A 19,759-nucleotide genomic window follows, 5' to 3' on the forward strand; every position below is an offset into this window, starting at 1 on the left:
GGCTTTGTTATTGATTTACTTATTATATCCAGAGCGTTTTCCTTTTTTTGTTTTTTTAACTTTTGTTCTACTTCCTTTTTATTGATTTTGTAAGATTTCATAAGATTCATTTTAGATTTACTTCCCATAGAGCCGACGCTGTTACCTTCTTTTTGTTGCTTAGTGCTGTCCAATATTCAGCTTTGTATAGACATATAAAAAGTGCGAGGTACGAGCCTGGTTATGCTGTCGTTCAAAGCTGAATGTTGTTATTTTGCTGTCAAAAAAAGGTATGACGGTGTTGGATTACGGAAGTGAACCTAAATTCTTTGTGAAATACAAAATCATAGGAATTGGAACAAAATGCAAATAATTTTTTCCTATTTAGCGGACTTAATTCGCACTTTTTACTTGAAAATGAAGTGTGCCTTTCCAGAGCAACGGAAAGGGTTAACGGAATGAAAAGTCAAAAGTGTGGATTATGTCCAAGACTTATTATAATGAAGCTCTTTTTCTGGAATGAAGTTTTTACGGAATGAAAGGAAATGTGCTGAATGACTTAGGTAAATAAAATGTTGTCAAATATTACTGTACTTTCTAGGTAAGAGTAATCTTTATTTTTAAATTAGGTGATTCACTTAAATTCAATTAAAATCGAGTCCGAAATATTAGACATAAATCAATTGTATGACCATCTTGTTCTTACTAAAGAAGAAGGTATGGTAATCTATATCTTAGATTCAAGGATTAAAGCAGGTAAAGTTTCTAAATACTTTACTTATCGTGATATTGAGAAGTGCATTAATGAAAGTGCTAAAATAGAAGTTGGCTCTATACCACAAACAGAAAAAATTGTTAGAAACTTACTTCATTTTTATATTGAAAGACCACCAAATGAAGAGTTGAAATTTGCGCTTACCAACTATGCGAAAAAATTTATCGATTTAATCCATAAAAAACTTCATAGTCCACTTAAACATTTTCCACTTAAGAAAACGTTTCAGAAATATGCAGATTTTAAATCTTCGGAAATTGAAACTATAGCTGATTTTGAATTATGGTACGATTTACAATTTCACAATAACAGTAAACAAACCATTATTGACCACCTTGAAGCTTTAAAGGATGTTGTCAATTCATCCATAAGCCGACTTAATGATTTATTGAAAAATGAATCAGAAGACCTTTTGACCATTACAAAAGAATTTACATTAATCTTTGATGAAATTGGGCTAAAGTCCGAGGAAATAAAATATACTCTTCGTTTAGGAAACACTCTAAATATTGAAATTGAAAAAGTCGTTGATTTTTTCTATAAAGAAATAGATGAGTTTAAGCATCCTGAAAATAGTACTGAACGAGAAAAATTTGAAAAACTAAACGATGACTACAAAAAGGCTTTGCATATAAAAACAGAAGTAACTGATTTTTTCTATGATGTAGATTATCGATTAAAGCAATTGATGGATAAGTCATTATATGCTAATAACCAATTAACAAATCTTCAAAATAGCTTTAGAAACCAATCAAGGATAAGAATAAATTTAAAGAAATTATTGAAATTCACATTAGAGCAAGCTTCGTATTCCAATAAACACATTATCACTTTACCTAAATCCTTTCCAATAAAATCAATACCTATTGAGAGATTTAAATTTATAGAAGTACCTTATTACCACACATATGGAATTCAGAGAAACGAAATACTACCAGCTCATTACGACAATGAATATGCAAGGTCTGAAAGAGAAAAGGTAGAAAAAGACCTTTTTAGGCAAGAGAGTGCTGCAAAATTACTTAGAGAGTATAAAAGTATTCTCGAAGAGAAAAAAGAACTGAATTTCACAGAGCATTTCTATAAAATTCTAGAACGTGAAAATGATAGTGAAATAGCTTTAAGCGTTGGTTTTGACCTTTTCCAATTTGCAAACAGCAATCCCAGATATCAAATAGAAATTACAAAGGATTTGCCAGAGGCATATTCCGAACAAAAAATATTAGTATGGAACATGAAAATAAACCAAATTCTTTAGAACATCCTTTTAAGTTTTTAGAAAATAATGATGTTAAAGAAAAATTTGCAAACCTTAACATAGAACTTTTAAGTGGCAGACACATTCAAAAGGACTCAAATTATTACCTCTACCAGTTACTAAAAAAATATTTTGAAGAACTAAAGTTCTACTATGCCAACTTCTATGGTTTAGAGTTAGAAAGAGACTATAAAGATGACATCACATTTTATTTTCTTGATTTTACAGAAGATTCAAAGGGTGCTTTAAGCTCAACGAGAAGACATAAAGAATTATCCAGCTTACAGACCGTAATGGGCATAATGCTATTAAATATGTATTATGACAGGTACTTTGAAAATATTAAGGAAATAACATTTCCAGATATTAAAAAGGAAATTTTATCTGGTGAAAACAGTAAGCATTTCAAAAAATTATGGTTTAAAGAAATAAGAGATGAATATTCGCCCAACGAATGGAAGCGTGTGATTACCAATATTAAAAATACTATACGAGATTTTGAAAAATTAGGATGGGTAGAATCTATGGCTAAAGACGAGGGTGAAGACATCCACTTTAAGCTAAAAGAACCTATTTATCGTTTTCAAAAATTATATGAAAAAGAAATAACCCACATTGATGAATTTATAGAGAACTACTTATTACAGACAAATGATTAAATACCCACGAATATATTCTTTTTCTACAGTTGGAATCATAATGCATTTTAACCAAGATTATTTATTACACCCTATTAGGACAGATTTCACAGGAAAGAACGGAATAGGGAAATCACTTATTGCCGACCTTTTTCAAATTCTTTTTATCTCAGATAAGCAAAAAATAGCGTTTGGTACTGAAAGCTTCAAGAACAATACGCGATTACTTCACACACTTCCTTATAAAACTTCAGACGCTTATATTTTTATTAATATTGAAGTAGAAAAAGATAGCTTTATCACTTTAGGCGTTAACATACCCAATAAAAAAAGCAGACCACTCAAATCATTTTGGATTCTTAATAAAGCTCATGGTATAAATGATAATAATGAATTAAGTGATTTAAGCATTGCTAAAAACAACATACCATTTTTTAAGGATTTTATTCATGATAATAGTATCCCACCAATAGAGAAACTTGCCATTAAACTAAGGGATGAAAAACAAATATATCTTAGAAGCTTTTCAGATAAGAATCAAAAAAATGAACTTTACACTTTCCTATTTGAAAATAGAGTATTACCAATCGACCTTTCTATAGAATCTAATCTTGACGCTTTTGCGAAAGTCATACAGTCGTTCTCAAAAGCAAAAACGTTAGACACAGATAGTGACGATAGCTTAAAGAGCTTTCTTTTTGAAGATAAAACAGACAACCTTAAATCTGAATATGAAAAACATAAAGCAGACTTAGAAAAACTCATTAATGATTACAAAGACCTTGAAGAATTAATTGCAGATATAGAAAATAAACAAGAACGTCTTACCAATTTAAGTTCTTTAAACAGCCTCTACCTCAATTCATTTAAGGAACACCTTTTAGTAGAATTCACGCATACTGAAAATGAAATTTTAAAAAAGAATCAATCATTAAAAGATATAAACACACAACTATTAGAAGAAAATAAACTAATTAAATCATTACAAACTGATAACCCAAAAGTTAAAAAAGCAGCTCTAAAAGCTAAAAAAGAACATGATAATCTTGATAAAACCATAAAGCACTTAAAAGAATACAGCGACATTTTCGCTAAAATAGAAGCATTAGAATCTAAGGTGAATGAATTAGAATGTATTAAGTTACCTGCAATTGAAAATGAAGCAAAAATCTCTATTAAGAATATCGAAACTTTTGAAATTTCGGAAATAAAACGTAGAATATCTCATTTTACAACTGTTTTTGAAGATTATGGTTCTCTTGAAAGCATCGAGCAAACCATTGAATCCCAAAAAGAGACACTTGATAATCGAAAGAGTTCACTCAAATCAAATAAAGCGGACATTCGCGAATTACTTAACCTTCTCTCTAAAAATAAGAAAAACTCTCTGTTTGCTCAACTTTTATCGCAACAGAAAACATTAACTAAAAGTCAAGAAGCAATTCTATTTGCAATCTTAAAAGGTGTTCATTGGAAGAAACCAAATGAAATAATCGCTGGCATTAGGTATGTTGAAAGTTTAGCATTTATGGATGAAAAATTTATTGAAAATGATTCTGAAAATGATGGTTATTGGTTTAGTATGGGTGGCATAAAAGAGTTTATATCTTCAACAAAAGATAAACAATTATTCAAAGATAAAGACAAACTTGGGAAAGCACTTTCTAATCAAACAACAAAACTGAACAACCAAATTAGTCTAATCGATAAAGAACTTTCACACATTGAATCCTTTTTTAGAGGTGAAAAATTTGAACAAAAATCAATACATATTGACCAAAAGTTAGACCAAAGAATTAATGACTTTTCTAAACTAAAAGATTTAAAACTTTCTTTAGGTTTAATTCAAAATCTTGAAGTTAAAAAACAGAGCTTAAATACTCAAATTTTTAATGAGAACAAGCTATTAAAAAAAGTAGAGCTAAAAATCAATATTCCCATTGAAAAAAAGAACCTTGCTAATCAGCTAGAAAAACTTAAAGAAGAGTTAGAATCTATCGACATAAAAGAGCGAAACCTATCTTCTCAATATAGTTCTGATAAAAGTAAATTGGAAGAAAAACTACGATTTTTACCATCACTCAAAAACCAACCTTTGGATTTGGGAAAATCGCTTACAGATTTAGAAAATCAACGTAAAAAAATTGAAACAGATTTTTACAAATATTTCCCAGATTTAGACATCAAGAATATAGATAAATCGAGGTACACAGGTATTGAAAGAAATCCTTTATATACTGAGTTTCAATCCAACAAAACTAATTATATAGGTGATTATAAAGGAATTATAAGCTCATTTGAACAAATTAAAAACGACCCAGAAATTAACGAACAAATTACACAAGTAACATATAACTTTGAAATACTTGAGCGTGTCCTTTTAGGTCCAAAAATAAAACACTCAGCTAATATTTCAGAAGAGCTTAAACAACTTAACAGTAGTAGATATAGAATGTTTGGTGCTATCCATGAAACGATGTTAAATATTTTTAAGCAAACCAAAGGAAAGTTTGATGAATATCATGAAACTATAAAAGCGTTAAATAAATTTTTTAAAGGAAAGAAAATTAGTGGTAAATATTATTTTCAATTGGAATTTAACAAACCGTCAGACTTTGATATTAACTGGATTAATGATTTACAGGCCACATCCCAACAGGTGCATAGTGCAGGTGAACTTCCCTTAGGTGAATCTGTCGAGAGTTTTGTAGAGAATTTTTTCATGAAAACCACCAGTTTTAATCAAAAAATAAAATTTTCTAATTTGCTTGACCCGAAGACGTATTTTGAGTTAAGGACAAAATTTACTGATGAGTTTGATAATGAAAAATCTGGTGGTAGTACTGGCGAAAGTTATGCAGCGATTGTACTGCTAGGTATAGGTAGATTGTCCGTAGTTTTAAATGCTGATTTACCAGGACTTCGATTCCTTATTTTAGAAGAGGTTTCAAATTTAGATAATTTGAATTTTAGCACTTTCCCAAATATTGCTGAAGAATTCGGTTATCAGATTCTTACAATGACACCACGACCATTTGGCTCAGATACCGAACAAGGTTGGTATTTGCATCATTTAATAGAAGGTGCTGGCGATAAAAATATTAACTATCCTATTCCTAATAGTTATTTTAAAACCAATGAAGGCAGGGAAGATTTAGAAACGTATCTAAAAGCACAATCAAATTAAGAATGAATTGGACTGTATTAAAATCTCTACATCAGCTTTTTTTAGACCGAAAAACTAAAGTTAAGCATTCTCTAAAAGAAGATTCATCCTTTCAACTATTGGTATCTAATAAAGAAATTATAGAAGTAGGTAAAAACTATTTGCCTGGGCTTCTTTTTGATTCGTATTATAAAAAACATCATTTAAACCAGTTTCCTATTTATTTTGATTTTTTAGAAACCCATAATCTTTTAAAGAAACGATTTGAAGAAGAGGATATAAAGACTCTAATTGAATTACAATCAAAGAAGCAAAGTGGTAATCTAATACCTAGTAGAGAACAATTAATTGAAGCACAAGAAACCGTTAGAGGGTTCTCAACAATGTTTTTTAAAAATGACAAGTACTTAGATAAAAAAGACTCATTAATAAAAGCCATTAATCAAATACTTGATATTACACTTGTAGAGAACAAAGACCAACAGTATCTATACATACTTCAATGTGAAAAACCAGAATTAATTGTTCTTTGCGAAAATTTAGACTTTTTAAGAAAAGACAAAATGCCTCGTGAGAATAATTATGAACTTTGGTACGCAGGTGGAAAAAATGTTCCCAAATTAAAATACGCAGATACGAGAGGACTTCCCATTTTTTATTCAGCGGATTGGGATGCAGATGGTTTAGAAATTTATGAGTTAGCCAAAGAAAAAATTCCGGAACTTCAACTTTTATTCCCAACGGCCATATCAAAAAGTATTGTTGATACTGAACATAGTAGTCATTGGAAAAATCAAGATAAACCAGAAGCACTTTCAAATTTAAGTTCTCATTTGTATTCAGAGAAGTACAAAGCAAAGATTAAAAAACTTATAGAGACGAATCATTGGATTATTGAGGAATCTAACGACTTAAAAAAAATGATTCAAAACAGTTTCTCTTGAATATCTAAAATACCATCGTCTTTTGACACTTTATTCTTTTTCAAAATTCCCTTAAGCGCTTTTCTTCGCTTATCATAAATCCATAATCTCAGATTTTTTAAGAGTCCTTTTTCATAATCCGACAGTTCTTTTGGTGCTATTTCAATCATAGCTTCTAATTGGTCTTTACTTTTGGTCTGTATTGCATATTGAAGTCCTAGCCATGTATAAATATTTACCCATTCTGTTTGCATGGGTGCTTCAAAAGTTCTTGGCATCATGTAGGCTAAAGTCTCTGTAAGCGATGCCATTTTATCTCCTGTCATTGAGCACATTATTCTTGATAATTTTATTTTACCTAGAATGTCTTTTGGTATGGTGTCTTGCCATGCGCATTTAAAAACTATTATTGGACTCGCAAGGCAATCCATAAAATCGAAAACGAAATCGCTCTTTTCCTTTTTAGTTGGTTTTACTACCTTTTCCTTTATTATAATCGGCTTACATTCAAAACCGAAATCGAACTGAACTACTTTTAAATTTTCCATGATGTGAGATTTTAGGTTAAACAATTAGTTAATAATACCTGGTAATTTTCAGGATGCTTTTCCCTGTAATAAGCCAAATGACTTTCTCCACTATCGACATCGTAATTTTCACTACTTACTCGATAATGTTCTTCTGCTTCTTGTAATGAGATGCTGGGTTTTTCAGATACTTGTTTCATAATTCTAAGATTTTTTGATTAAACAATATTTGAGCAGTACCTAAACGGAAGCTAAAATCACAGCTCAAAAGGAAACGGAATAAATAAGCGTTGGATGATGCGTAGGCTTTATGCTGTAGTCTTTTGATGGGTGTATTTTACGAGTTTACCTTTGCGCTGATATTGATTGAATAGGTTCTACTTTCCCTTTTTTATGAAGAACTATATAAAAAAATAAGAGCCAGCACGAATGCTGACCCTTACTTCCAACAACAAAAGCTAATCGTTTAATTCCTGAATTTTCTTTTCAAGTTTCTCTATGCGCTCTTTCAAACGTGCTTCACGCTTGTTTCTCTCTTCTGCATATTCCTTTTCAATATTGGCAATTTTAGTTTTATAATACCCTTGCATCGCATTGTAGAATGAAATGTTCGTTAAGTTATTAACGTGATTGCTTTCGCCAAAATGTACTTGCTTGGTAAGGATATACCGAATCAACTTATAAAAGGTTTCCTTTTTGAAATTCTTTTTGAAGTTCTCGACAGTTTCCACATCAGTCTTTTTAGATGTGTTACCCAATAATTTTGAAAAGTGTTTTTGCCGACCTACATAATCCACATTGTTTTCATATAGGGTTAATGAGAAAGCTACCATTTCATCTACCGAAAGTGATTTCTTCTTTTCGATATAATCGGTTTGACGAATCATCTGAACTATGTCTTCAAATTGCTTGTTGTGCTCAATATGTCGCTTTCTGATTTCTCTTTCGTTGATTTTAACGATTTGCTCTTCAGGCGAACACTCTGCCATTTTTCTATTTGCTAACGGTTCAGAGTATGTAGAATTTACAGTTTTTGAATCTTCTATTACCTTCACAAAGATTGCTTTGTGAACATACGTTTTTGGATGAAACATAATACCTTTTACGAATCCATTTTCTTTTGCGGAATTATACACTTCCAATTCTTCCTTGTAATTATCAACCGCTTCTTCAAGTTCAGCTTTCAGCTCATCTTCAGAATAGTCGTAATGTTGGTATTCTGTCTTAATTGCTTCCATTGTAGGTTCAATAGGTTCCTCGATTATTTCAACATCGTCCAGAAGATAGACTTTCAATCCATTTTTTTCCAATTGCGAAATAATGAGCTGGTTATTCTCGTCATCTGCCCAGTATTTGCGAATTTCAGGAATCAACAGCATATTCTCTTTCTTCGATTTTTCTATCAGGTTCAAAAATGACTTGCTTTTCTTCGTTTCATAACAAGCTGATTTTGTACACACCATTTTATCATCGCCGAATAAATTGCCTTGATTTGCTGCGTTGAACGGACATGTTGTACAGGCACCAGCTTTTGTTATTAATTTTTCATCGACCACATCGAAAGGTGCATTCTCCAAATCATAAGTCTGGTTTTTAATCATCTGATTAATTTGATGGGCATTAAAATCCTCTCCCATTGTTTCCAGCATCATTTGCTGTTCCTCTGGCTCGAAAAGCGCCACACCTACACCTAACGAAATTGTCATTTCGCCATTACGAACAAAGACTTTAAAACCTTCAATTAGACCTGCTAATTTTAAACGTTGCCTTACAAAGTTTTCTGTTCTTCCCAACCGTTTTGAAATCTCCGTTGGCGCATATTTTTCGCTCAGGAATGCTACAGCTTCGGCTTCTTCAGTAGGTTCAACATCTTGTCTTTGCAGATTTTCGATAATTTGAATTTCCAGAACATCATTATTATCGAATGCTCTAACGATGCTCGGAATGGTTTTCTTTTTCGCCAATTTGCTTGCGCGATATCGACGTTCGCCCATGACGATGATGTAATCTTTTCCAGATTTTCGGACCGTAATAGGTTGTAGGACACCGTGTTCTTCGATGCTTTCAGCCAGTTGTTTTAGAGCTTCCTCGTTAAAGGTTTTTCTTGGTTGCATTGGGTCAGGAATAATCCTTCCGATAGGTAGTTCTTGAACTTGAAGTCCAATGGCGCCTTGTGTCAATTTCTTCTTGACTTCATTTTTCATGGTGGCTGTTGCCTTTCCGTTTTTGCTTGTAGTACTTGCTTTTGTTGTCATAATACTTAAATTTTAGATTAAACAATATTTTTGCAGAACCCAAACAGAAGACAAAATTTCTGCTCAAAAGGAAACGGAATAAATGAGTTGTGGGCGAAGCGTTGGCTTTATGCCGTAGTCTTTTGATGATAATATTTTGCGAGTTTATCTTTGTACCAATATTGATATAGATATCTCTCCCCTTTTTTAACAGAAATAAAGTATGAATCTAAAAAATGCTCTAGTTTTAAGGTACTAGAGCAACCTTTAATTATTGGATATTAAACCATTTCATATATTTCATTGAATAGTTTTTTATCCCACTTTTCTTGTTGTGAAAATGTCTTCTTCAATGTATTGTGTAACATGGAATTGAAGGCATTGTAGCCTAACCATAAATTCGGTTCCTCGTTTAGCAGTAGTGCTTCGTAGTTCAAGGTTTCAATAACTTCACGGGATTTCTTTGAAGGCTCTTCGTTTTTATCACTACATTCATATTTGAACAGCTTAGTTTTATCCAAAATTGCTTTTACAAATTCTTTTGTGTCGATGATTTTAAAGTCTTTCATCTTTTCAAATTTCTTGACGATGGTATAAAACTCATTGTTCAGGAACTTATCGAATAAGCCATTCATTCTTGGCATAATCAATTCTGTATTATTTTTGCTATGCTTTATGGAAAACTCAATTTCTGCTTGCGAAACGTGCAGTCCATTTGAGCATACTTTTCTGTAAAAACCAAAATGTCCGGAAGTCTTCTCACTACCATCATAAGAATTTTTAAATCGTAGCATGGGTAGTATTAAATCTTCCTTGTTTTTCAATTTAAACTGATTGCTATCTTCAATGATAAAATCTATTATGAAAGACCTATCATTTCTATTAACGCTTCGTTTGTGATAGTTTAGTCCAGCATCCAAAAGCATCTGTTCCGCTTTTTTGAAGAATAATTGATTGGGAATATGGCCATAACTGTTTGATACCACATTAACGATTTTACCATTTGAGATAATGGCATTTTCAAGTCCTCTACGAGATTCCATCTGCGTGAGGCTTTTTAAGGATTTCATTTCTGAAGAAACAAAAATCTCATCTTGTTGTAAATTACTTAAATACATAATATTTGATTTTAGATTAAACAATATTTAAGCTAGAACCAAACGGAAGCTGAAATCACAGCTCAAAAGGAAACGGAATAAATAAGCGTTGGATATTGCAATGGCTTTATGCCGTAGTCTTTTGATGGGTGTATTTTACGAGTTTAACTTGCTTCACATATTGTATGAATAACTCTTTTTTTTAATAACGCTCTTGTTACTAAATATAGATTAATAAAATAAAAATCAGGTATAATTTAAAAACTAAAAACCCTCACAATTGTGAGGGTTTTTAGTTTACAAAAATACGCTTCAATAAGCTTTAATCAACCCATTTCATGCGCTGTAATCTAACAGCATTCAATATTGCTAACAATGCAACACCAACATCTGCAAAAACCGCTTCCCACATAGTTGCTAAACCACCTGCACCTAATATTAGAACAATTACTTTTACACCGAATGCTAATATGATATTTTGCCATACAATTTTGCGAGTGGAACGACTAATTTTAATAGCCCTAACTACTTTTGAAGGTTGGTCTGTTTGAATAATAACATCTGCGGTTTCTATTGCGACATCACTTCCCAATCCACCCATTGCAATTCCTACATCACTTGCTGCTAAAACTGGTGCATCATTAATGCCATCGCCTATAAAAGCAATCTTATTATTAGGGTTTTGTTTTAAAATTTCAACTTCATTTAGCTTATCTTCTGGTAACAAACCGCCTTTAGCGATTTCGATATTTAACTCGGAAGCTACTTTTTGAGTAATGGAATCCTTATCGCCAGAGAGCATCATTATATTTTTGACACCTACTTTATGTAATGCTGTAATCGTTTCTTTTGCATCCTCTTTTAATTCATCTGCAATAACCACATAGCCTGCAAATGTATTGTCTATAGATACCAAAACAATCGATTCTACAATAGTTTCTGTTTCTTCTAAAACATTAATATTATTGGCTGTCATTAGGGCTTTGTTACCAACTAAAACAGTCTTACCGTTTACGATACCTTTTAGGCCTTTACCTGCTATTTCAGATACTTCTGAAGCTTCATAATCTGTACCTTCATCTTTATATTCTAAAATGGCTTTTGCGATTGGATGTGTGGATTGTTCTTCCATCGCCATCAGGTATTTCATAAACTCTTTCTCATCCCAATTGATAGCTTCAATCTTTTTAATTTTAAAGACGCCTTTCGTAACCGTCCCTGTCTTATCCATTACCAATGTATTTATCTTGGTCATGGCATCTAAAAATGAAGCGCCTTTAAACAAAATTCCGTTTTTTGAAGCTGCTCCCAATCCCCCGAAATAACCCAACGGAATGGATATAACCAAAGCACAAGGACAAGAAATTACCAAGAAAATTAAGGCTCTGTATAACCAATCTCTAAACACATAATCATCTACAAAAAAGTATGGTAAAAATGTAACTGCAATAGCTAGAAACACAACTATTGGCGTATAAATTCGAGCAAATTGTCTAATGAATAATTCTGTTTTCGATTTACGAGCTGTTGCATTCTGCACCATATCGAGGATACGTGCAATGGAACTATCCTTAAATTCTTTGGTGGTTTCTATTTCAATAACTCCATCCATATTAATACTTCCTGCAAATACTTTTTCGCCTTTTGCAATCGTATCAGGTTTGCTTTCGCCTGTCAATGCCGCTGTATTAAATGAGCCTTTTTCGGAAAGCAGAATACCATCTAAAGGGATTTTTTCTCCAACACGGACTTGAACTTTTTCTCCAATTTCAACCGTTTCTGGGCTTACAGAAATGTAATCATTATTGCGATATACCAAAGCTTCATTAGGACGAACATCGAGCAAAGCTTTAATATTACCCTTTGCTTTATTTACTGCTGCACTCTGAAATAATTCTCCAACCGCATAGAATAACATTACTGCTACTCCTTCAGGGTATTCGCCAATCACGAATGCACCTATGGTTGCTATAGACATTAAGAAAAACTCTGTAAAAACATCTCCTTTTTTAATGCTTTTCCACCCTTCCTTTATAACAGGAAAACCTACGGGAATATATGCCATAACATACCAAAGTATGCGAATCCATCCTTTAAAATATGGGAACATATCGAAATAGTCGATTGCAATACCAATCATTAACATTACAAAACTGAAAATTGCCGGCAAATAAATATTAAACTTCCCTATGTTCTCTGAACTACTATGATTGTGACCATCGTTTTGATTGTGATCTATTTCAGAATTTGGTTTTATATCTCGTAAATTGACTTTCTTTTTTTTCATTTGGTTTCCTTACTTATTGAAATTATTTTGTTAGCAGCAGCAGTTTTTTCCTTTTTGAATTGGCGGACATGGAACCGTTCCAAAAGAACAATACACACAACAATCTCCTTCATTCGGTTTCAAAACCGTTTTACATTTCTCGCATTCGTAGAAAAACTGACAAGCGTTTGTTGGCATCTCTTCAACCTTTTTATGTTTGCAATTTGGACAAGTAATTTCTGATTTTAATATGACTTCCATTAATTCTGTTTTTTGTTAATTACTTTATAACCTGTTGCGTTAATTGCAATTTCAACTTCAGTTTCATTGGTTTTAGTTCTGTCGAACTCAACAACTGCATTTCCATTTTCGTAGGACGCTTTTGAGCTTAGAATTCCATTAAGTTTATTTACTTCGTGATTTACATGCTCTTCACAACTCGTACAAGTCATTCCGCTAATTTGAAATTTAGTTGTTTTAATGTCCGATTTGTCAACTACGACTATTTGCTTCTCTGTATTTGAGTAAAAAAATTTTGAATAAAATGGAAAAGCCAACATCACAATTGCAAAAACAGTTACTATTCCTAAAAACGCTTTTGACTGTATAAATTTCGAGTTTTCTTCAGTATCACATTCGCAGTCAATTTTCTTTTGAGGTCTTAGTTTTTGATACCAAGCAAAACCAAGAATTAAAATTGTTAACCCTATTAGATAAGGTCTAAAAGGTTCTATCCAAGAAAACATTGAAGCAATCCCGCTTGTACCTGCAATCATTGCTAAAAAAGGTGTTATACAACACAATGAAGCTGCGATTGCTGAAATTAAACTCGTCCCTATTAATTTACTTTTCATCATTATTGTACTTAATTAAAACAAAGATGAGTTAAAATACAATGCAACGGAAGTGCATTTATAATCCACTACATTTATCACAAACACCTTTTACAACCAAGTTTATGTCTTCGGAAATAAAGCCATTTGGCACTTTTATTTGTGGAATTTTATGCTCGGTAAGACAAACCGTTTCGTTGCAGTTATTACAATGAAAATGTAAGTGTAAATCGGTTTCAATATCACAGTTACAGCCTTTTTCACAAAGCGCATATTTAGTAATGCCTGTGCCATCATCTATTTGATGTACAATCGTACTTTCTTCAAATGTTTTTACTGTTCTATACAATGTAGTTCTATCTGCTTTATCAAAAGCATTTTCGATATCACTTAATGTTACTGCTACTTGTTTCTCAGCAAGAAATTTATAAATTAATAAACGCATTGCCGTAACACGTATATTTTTTGACTCTAATAATTGTTCTATGGTTTGCATAATTAATGTTCGTGTTCTGCTTCTCCTTTTTTCATTTCAGCAATTAAATAATACGCATTATTATAAGCGAATTTTGTGGCTTTATCTTGTTCTTCAGCAAATTTAACCGCTATCCAATTACCATCTTTTTCTCCTAAAAGCACTTCAACTGGCTTAAAACTCCAATCGTCATTTTCTTTTTCTACTGAAAAGACATAAAATCTATCGCCTTCTTTTATAATTGCGCTTTCTGGCAATGCATGAGTTTCTGCGTTCTCAACTTGAATTTTACCTTTAATATACATTCCTGGAATTAGATTCCCTTTTTTGTTTTCAATTTCAGCATGGACGTGTAGTGCTTTAGGATTATCTTCAAAAGTTTTGCTTACCGAATAGATTTCTGCTGTAAGATCTTCGTCTGTATTAGATTGTAAATTGAAAATCACTTTTTGACCTTTCTTTACTTTATAAACGTCTTTTTCGAACACCATTAAATCTGCATGAACGTGATGCGTGTTTACGATTTCAAAAAGTTCGGTTTGCGGTTCTACATATTGTCCTGTTTTTACTTCAACTTTTTGGACAAAGCCTTCTATTGGACTACGTAATGATATACTTTGAGCAATGGTTCCATTTCGTACTGATGACGTGTTTATGTTTAATAGTCTCAATTGAGCTTCCAATCCATTTACCATAGCTTTAGAGGCATCATATTCTGCTTCGGCTTTTTGAAAACTTGCACCAGAGCCAACTCCTGCATCATATAATTTTTGCTGACGTTCATAGTTCTTCTTTAAAAAATTACTGTTGCTAAAAGCATTTAAATAATCGGTCTGCATTTTTATAATATTAGGATGAGATAAATATGCAACCACTTGACCTTTATTAACTTTATCGCCTTCAATAACTTTTATTGATACCACATTTGCACCAACTACAGAAGTTATTGCTGCTTCGTTTTGTGGTGGTACTTCTAATGTGCCATTGGCTTCTACATAACCGCTCATATTACGCAATGCTAGGGTGTCTGTTTTCATTTTTAAGGCATCAAACTGTTGTTGTGATAGCATCACTTCTTCTTCATCACTATGAGCTTCTTCGGCTTCTGGCTTTACATCTTCATTGTGTGCATGACCATCGCCTTCTTTATGGCTTTCTTTATTTCCACAGGCAACTACTAAAAGTGAAACTGTTAGTAATGTTAAGATTATATATCGTGTGTTTTTCATTTTCTTATTTATTAAAATATTGTAGTTGAAATGTGCTTTCTAAATAATTTATTAATGCTTCTTGAGCTTGTAATTCAGATTGAATAGCTTCTTTTATGAGTTGTGTAAACCCTGTATAATCTATCTCTCCTTCTTTATAGGCAAATAAAGCCCCCAATTTTTGTTCTTTCACAAGTGGTAACACCTCATTTTTATAGAAAAACCAAGACGTTTTCCATTTTTGATAATTCTCTTTTGATTGTACAAACTTGGATTGTACTTCTTGTTTTTTGAACTGAATGTTCGTATCAGCAATTTCCTTATCGATTTTTGCGGTTTTAACCTTTGCTTTATTTGTACCAGACAAAAAAGGAATGGAAACACCTGCTTGATAGGTATAAAACCCTGAATTACCATTTAAGTTTTGTAAACCACCTTGAAAATTTAACTTGGGTAAATTATCTGCTTTGGCAGCTTTATATGTGGCTTCTGCTTCTGTTACCTGTAATTGTGCTATACCATATAAGGGATGTTCTTCTAAGTTAAAAGTATCAACATCAATTTCACTAGTGATTTCAAAATCATTGGGAACGGTATAGAATGTATCAGAAACCAACCATAGGTTTAACTGTTGTAATGCAATACTATATTCACTTTTTGATTGCATAAATTTATTTTGAATCTGTAAAGCTTGATTTTTAGCTGCTGAATATTCTAACCTTGAAATCGCTTCTACTTCATAATTTAATGCTACTGCTTTTTCAAAATTGGTATAAATTGAATCTAACTCTCTGTATAAATTATAATTCCTTTTACTCTGCAAGGCATTTGCCCAGGCTTTTTTCACTTCCAATTCTAAATCTAATTCTGAAAGTTGAAACGCTTTTTGAGCTAGTTGAATGCGTTGTTCTTGCAATCGTTTTTTTGCAGAAATACCAAACACATCAATGTTGCTTTGACCAATTCCTATAGTTGTATAAATACCATTTCCGTTATTAATTTCCTCGCCTCCAGTAAAAATTTGAGTCGTTCCAAAATCATAAGCTGTACTTTTTAACTGCTCTTGTTTGCTGATTTCTAATTGCTTTTGTTTTAAAAGTGGAAAATTTTCTTTTGATAATTTAACCGCTTCATTCATCGAAATGATTGGCAACGTATCGTTAACTTCTTGGGCGTTTCCTGTTATTGGTAACAAAAACATAAAAGCTACCATAGCAGTAACTGTAATCACTTTTTTGTCTGCTCTAAACTTGAATGATTTGTTTTCTACCCAATGATATAATATAGGTAAAACGAACAATGTTAATAGTGTAGATGTTAATAAACCACCAATTACAACCGTTGCTAAAGGCCGTTGTACTTCTGCACCAGCTGATGCCGAAATTGCCATAGGTAAAAAGCCTAAAACATCTGTAAAAGCGGTTAGCATAATTGGTCTAATTCTTCGTTTTGTTCCCTCTATAATTCTATCTTTAAGATTGGTAACACCTTCATCTTTCAACTCATTCAAACCACTAATCATTACTAATCCATTTAAAACCGCAACACCAAATAAAACGATAAAACCGACTCCTGCCGAAATACTAAATGGCATATCTCGTAACCACAACGCTACGACACCACCAATGGTTGCCATAGGAATTGCGATATAAATCATTAAGGTTTGTGGCAATGATTTTAAAGCAAAATAAATAAGTACAAAAATGAGCAATAACGCAATTGGTACAACTGTTTGCAGTCTATTACTAGCACGTTCTAAATTTTCAAAAGCACCACCATAACGAATAAAATAACCTGATGGCAACTCTAGTTTAGCATCTAACTTGGATTTTATTTCTGTTACCAATGATTTTACATCACGTCCCCTTACATTAATACCAACATAGGTTCTTCTGTTTGTATTATCCCTACTTATTTGCATTGGACCGGCTTTGTAGCTTATATCTGCAACTTCCCGAAGTGGAATTTGAGTACCAGACGGTAAGTTGATGTACAAATTTTGAACATCTGAAATATCCTTTCGATTTTGGGAATTTAATCTTACTACTAAATCGAATCGTTTTTCGCCTTCAAAAATAATTCCTGCTGTACCACCTGCAAAAGCCGATTGCACAATTTGATTTAAGGTGTTTATTTGCAGTCCGTATTGGGCTAATTTATTTCTATTGTAAGTAATAGTCATTTGTGGCAACCCTGTTGTGGCTTCGGCTTTCATATCTCCAATACCTTCAGTTCCTGCAATGATTTTGGATATTTCTTCTGCTTTTTGAGACAGGACATTTATATCTTCTCCATAAAGTTTTATGGCAATGTCTTCTCTAACACCTTCCAGCAATTCATTAAAACGCATTTCGATAGGTTGTGTAAATTCATAGTTAACACCAGGAACCATTTCTACCGCTTCTTTCATCTTCTCTATTAATTCATCTTTTGTAGTGGCTGTTGTCCATTCGCTTTTTGGTTTTAAAATCACAAAAACATCGGCTAAATCCATTGGCATTGGGTCTGTTGGGATTTCTGCAACACCAATTCGACTTACAATTTTTTCGACTTCTGGAAACTTTGCTTTTACAATTTGTTCAATTTTTGTGGTCGTTTCAATCGTTTCTGTAAGCGAGCTTCCAGGTTTTAAAATGGCGTGAAATGCAATATCTCCTTCATCGAGTTGTGGGATGAATTCGCCTCCCATTCGACTAAACATAAAAACTGTTAGTCCGAATAGCACGACTGCAATGCCTATAATCCATTTTCCTTTTTGTATCGCTTTAACTAATAAAGGTTGGTATTTTTCTTCTACCCAATGCACAAATTTATCGCCATAAGATTTTTTGTCTGACTTTGGTGCTCTTAAAACCAAGGCAGACATCATTGGCACATACGTCAAACAAAGTACCATTGCACCAATCATTGCAAAAATGAAAGTCAATGCCATCGGTTTGAACATTTTTCCTTCAATCCCTTCTAATGCCAAAATAGGCAGAAAGACAATTAGAATAATTAGCTGACCAAAAAAGGCTGCATTCATCATTTTTTTTGAAGCATTAGAAGCCACTTTATCTCTTTCTTTTGCAGTAAGTTTCTTCTTTTTTAGCACTTGTGATGCAATAAGAAAAACGGTACTTTCTACTATAATTACTGCACCATCGACAATAATACCGAAATCTATTGCTCCTAAGCTCATTAAATTAGCCCAAACATCAAACACATTCATAAGGATAAATGCAAACAACAACGATAACGGAATAGTGGATGCCACTATTAAACCACCTCTCCAATTTCCTAATAAAAAGATGAGTACAAATATTACTATTAATGCACCTTCAATAAGGTTTGTTGCTACAGTTGATGTAGTTTCTGCTATTAACTTACTTCGGTCTAATAAAGGTTCAATAATCACACCTTCTGGTAATGACTTTTCTATTAGAGCCATGCGTTCTTTTACATTCTCGATAACATCGTTTGAGTTTGCGCCTTTAAGCATCATTACCAAACCACCTACAACTTCTCCTTCTCCATCTTGTGTTAATGCGCCATAACGAATAGCAGACCCAAATTGTACTTTGGCAATGTCGCCAATAGTTATAGGAATATTATTGGTGTTTTTTACTGTGATTTTTTTAATATCATCCAAACTACGCACTAAGCCTTCGCCACGAATAAAATTAGCTTGATGATTTTTTTCAATATATGCACCACCTGTATTTTGATTATTGTTTTCCAACGCTTCAAAGATATCGGTAATTGTTAATCCGATTGCTCGCAACTCATTTGGATCAACAGCGACTTCATATTGCTTAATTTTTCCGCCAATAGCATTAACTTCAACAACACCTTCTACCATTGCCATTTGACGTTGTACAATCCAATCTTGCATGGTGCGCAAATCAGTAACTGAATATTTCTCTTTGTATTCTGGTTTGACTTTAAGTGTGTATTGATATATTTCTCCTAGACCAGATGAAATAGGACCCATTGAAGGTTCTCCAAATCCCTCGGGAATTTGTTCTTTGATGTCGTTGAGTTTTTCAGCGACTAATTGACGTGGCAGATACGTTCCCATATCATCGTCAAAAACAATGGTAACAACTGATAAGCCAAAACGAGAAATTGAACGAATTTCTTGGACATTAGGTAGATTGCTCATTGCTACCTCTACTGGATAGGTTATGATTTGCTCAATATCCTCTGTTCCTAAATTTGGTGCTTGCGTAATGACTTGTACTTGGTTGTTGGTAATATCTGGTACCGCATCTATAGGTACTTGAGTCATACTCCAAATACCAGCTCCAACAATGGTAAGCGTTAGCAAACCAATAATGAATTTGTTATTGATTGAAAAATCAATGAATTTATTAATCATAGAATTATAGTTATAATGAA

At 32.6% G+C, this 19,759-nt stretch carries 14 protein-coding genes; 4 read left to right on the plus strand and 10 right to left on the minus strand.

What is annotated here, in order from left to right:
* Positions 1-698 precede the first annotated feature (698 nt).
* From JS605_RS01720 to JS605_RS01735, 4 genes are read left to right on the plus strand one after another with little or no spacing between them, the layout of a single operon-like run.
* Positions 699-2,012: a hypothetical protein gene (locus JS605_RS01720; RefSeq protein WP_203255962.1), complete on the plus strand. Its 1,314-nt coding sequence runs from the start codon at positions 699-701 to the stop codon at positions 2,010-2,012.
* Complete coding sequence (locus JS605_RS01725) at positions 1,982-2,671, plus strand: condensin complex protein MksE (protein WP_069831871.1); 690 nt, start codon at positions 1,982-1,984, stop codon at positions 2,669-2,671. The genes JS605_RS01720 and JS605_RS01725 overlap by 31 nt, the downstream gene beginning before the upstream one ends.
* Positions 2,672-2,711: 40 nt before the next feature.
* The gene (locus JS605_RS01730) at positions 2,712-5,837 is read left to right on the plus strand and encodes a coiled-coil domain-containing protein (RefSeq protein WP_203255963.1); all 3,126 of its coding nucleotides are present in this window, start codon (positions 2,712-2,714) and stop codon (positions 5,835-5,837) included.
* A 2-nt stretch (positions 5,838-5,839) separates the two neighbouring features.
* Entirely contained in the window at positions 5,840-6,760 is a 921-nt protein-coding gene (locus JS605_RS01735; RefSeq protein WP_203255964.1) for a hypothetical protein, read from the plus strand.
* On the opposite strand, the gene JS605_RS01740 is transcribed toward JS605_RS01735, so the two are convergent.
* From JS605_RS01740 to JS605_RS01780, 10 genes are all read right to left on the minus strand, one after another.
* Positions 6,742-7,287: a hypothetical protein gene (locus JS605_RS01740; RefSeq protein ID WP_069831874.1), complete on the minus strand. Its 546-nt coding sequence runs from the start codon at positions 7,285-7,287 to the stop codon at positions 6,742-6,744. The genes JS605_RS01735 and JS605_RS01740 overlap by 19 nt on opposite strands.
* An 11-nt stretch (positions 7,288-7,298) precedes the next feature.
* Entirely contained in the window at positions 7,299-7,466 is a 168-nt protein-coding gene (locus tag JS605_RS01745) for a hypothetical protein (protein WP_165605868.1), read from the minus strand.
* 258 nt (positions 7,467-7,724) lie between these two features.
* Positions 7,725-9,521, minus strand: a complete 1,797-nt coding sequence (locus tag JS605_RS01750; RefSeq protein ID WP_203255965.1) for a ParB/RepB/Spo0J family partition protein — start codon at positions 9,519-9,521, stop codon at positions 7,725-7,727.
* A gap of 260 nt (positions 9,522-9,781) precedes the next feature.
* Positions 9,782-10,618 (minus strand): DUF932 domain-containing protein, encoded by an 837-nt coding sequence (locus JS605_RS01755; RefSeq protein WP_069831876.1) that lies wholly within the window; start codon positions 10,616-10,618, stop codon positions 9,782-9,784.
* Between the two features lie 301 nt (positions 10,619-10,919).
* Positions 10,920-12,884 carry a heavy metal translocating P-type ATPase gene (locus JS605_RS01760; protein ID WP_069831877.1) on the minus strand — a complete coding sequence of 655 codons (1,965 nt, stop codon included), beginning with the start codon at positions 12,882-12,884 and terminating at the stop codon, positions 10,920-10,922.
* 30 nt (positions 12,885-12,914) lie between these two features.
* Positions 12,915-13,124 (minus strand): GDCCVxC domain-containing (seleno)protein, encoded by a 210-nt coding sequence (locus JS605_RS17475; protein ID WP_083253427.1) that lies wholly within the window; start codon positions 13,122-13,124, stop codon positions 12,915-12,917.
* Positions 13,124-13,717, minus strand: coding sequence for a mercuric transport protein MerTP (gene merTP / locus JS605_RS01765; protein WP_069832103.1), 594 nt, complete (start codon positions 13,715-13,717; stop codon positions 13,124-13,126). Before merTP ends, JS605_RS17475 begins: the two co-directional genes overlap by 1 nt.
* Before the next feature lie 58 nt (positions 13,718-13,775).
* Positions 13,776-14,192: a Fur family transcriptional regulator gene (locus JS605_RS01770; protein WP_069831878.1), complete on the minus strand. Its 417-nt coding sequence runs from the start codon at positions 14,190-14,192 to the stop codon at positions 13,776-13,778.
* A gap of 2 nt (positions 14,193-14,194) precedes the next feature.
* The gene (locus JS605_RS01775; protein WP_069831879.1) at positions 14,195-15,400 is read right to left on the minus strand and encodes an efflux RND transporter periplasmic adaptor subunit; all 1,206 of its coding nucleotides are present in this window, start codon (positions 15,398-15,400) and stop codon (positions 14,195-14,197) included.
* 4 nt (positions 15,401-15,404) lie between these two features.
* Entirely contained in the window at positions 15,405-19,739 is a 4,335-nt protein-coding gene (locus JS605_RS01780; RefSeq protein WP_203255966.1) for a CusA/CzcA family heavy metal efflux RND transporter, read from the minus strand.
* Between the last annotated feature and the right edge of the window lie 20 nt (positions 19,740-19,759).

It is taken from the genome of Hyunsoonleella ulvae (assembly GCF_016827605.1).
Taxonomy (GTDB): Bacteria; Bacteroidota; Bacteroidia; order Flavobacteriales; family Flavobacteriaceae; genus Jejuia; species Jejuia ulvae.

Excerpts from the sequence above, each read along its gene's own strand:
- JS605_RS01755 (WP_069831876.1), bottom strand. The coding sequence starts at position 10,618 with ATGTATTTAAGTAATTTACAACAAGATGAGATTTTTGTTTCTTCAGAA.
- JS605_RS01745 (WP_165605868.1), bottom strand. The coding sequence starts at position 7,466 with ATGAAACAAGTATCTGAAAAACCCAGCATCTCATTACAAGAAGCAGAA.
- JS605_RS01780 (WP_203255966.1), bottom strand. The coding sequence starts at position 19,739 with ATGATTAATAAATTCATTGATTTTTCAATCAATAACAAATTCATTATT.
- JS605_RS01775 (WP_069831879.1), bottom strand. The coding sequence starts at position 15,400 with ATGAAAAACACACGATATATAATCTTAACATTACTAACAGTTTCACTT.
- JS605_RS01735 (WP_203255964.1), top strand. The coding sequence starts at position 5,840 with ATGAATTGGACTGTATTAAAATCTCTACATCAGCTTTTTTTAGACCGA.
- JS605_RS01760 (WP_069831877.1), bottom strand. The coding sequence starts at position 12,884 with ATGAAAAAAAAGAAAGTCAATTTACGAGATATAAAACCAAATTCTGAA.
- JS605_RS01770 (WP_069831878.1), bottom strand. The coding sequence starts at position 14,192 with ATGCAAACCATAGAACAATTATTAGAGTCAAAAAATATACGTGTTACG.
- merTP (WP_069832103.1), bottom strand. The coding sequence starts at position 13,717 with ATGAAAAGTAAATTAATAGGGACGAGTTTAATTTCAGCAATCGCAGCT.
- JS605_RS01720 (WP_203255962.1), top strand. The coding sequence starts at position 699 with ATGGTAATCTATATCTTAGATTCAAGGATTAAAGCAGGTAAAGTTTCT.
- JS605_RS01740 (WP_069831874.1), bottom strand. The coding sequence starts at position 7,287 with ATGGAAAATTTAAAAGTAGTTCAGTTCGATTTCGGTTTTGAATGTAAG.
- JS605_RS01730 (WP_203255963.1), top strand. The coding sequence starts at position 2,712 with ATGCATTTTAACCAAGATTATTTATTACACCCTATTAGGACAGATTTC.
- JS605_RS17475 (WP_083253427.1), bottom strand. The coding sequence starts at position 13,124 with ATGGAAGTCATATTAAAATCAGAAATTACTTGTCCAAATTGCAAACAT.
- JS605_RS01750 (WP_203255965.1), bottom strand. The coding sequence starts at position 9,521 with ATGACAACAAAAGCAAGTACTACAAGCAAAAACGGAAAGGCAACAGCC.
- JS605_RS01725 (WP_069831871.1), top strand. The coding sequence starts at position 1,982 with ATGGAACATGAAAATAAACCAAATTCTTTAGAACATCCTTTTAAGTTT.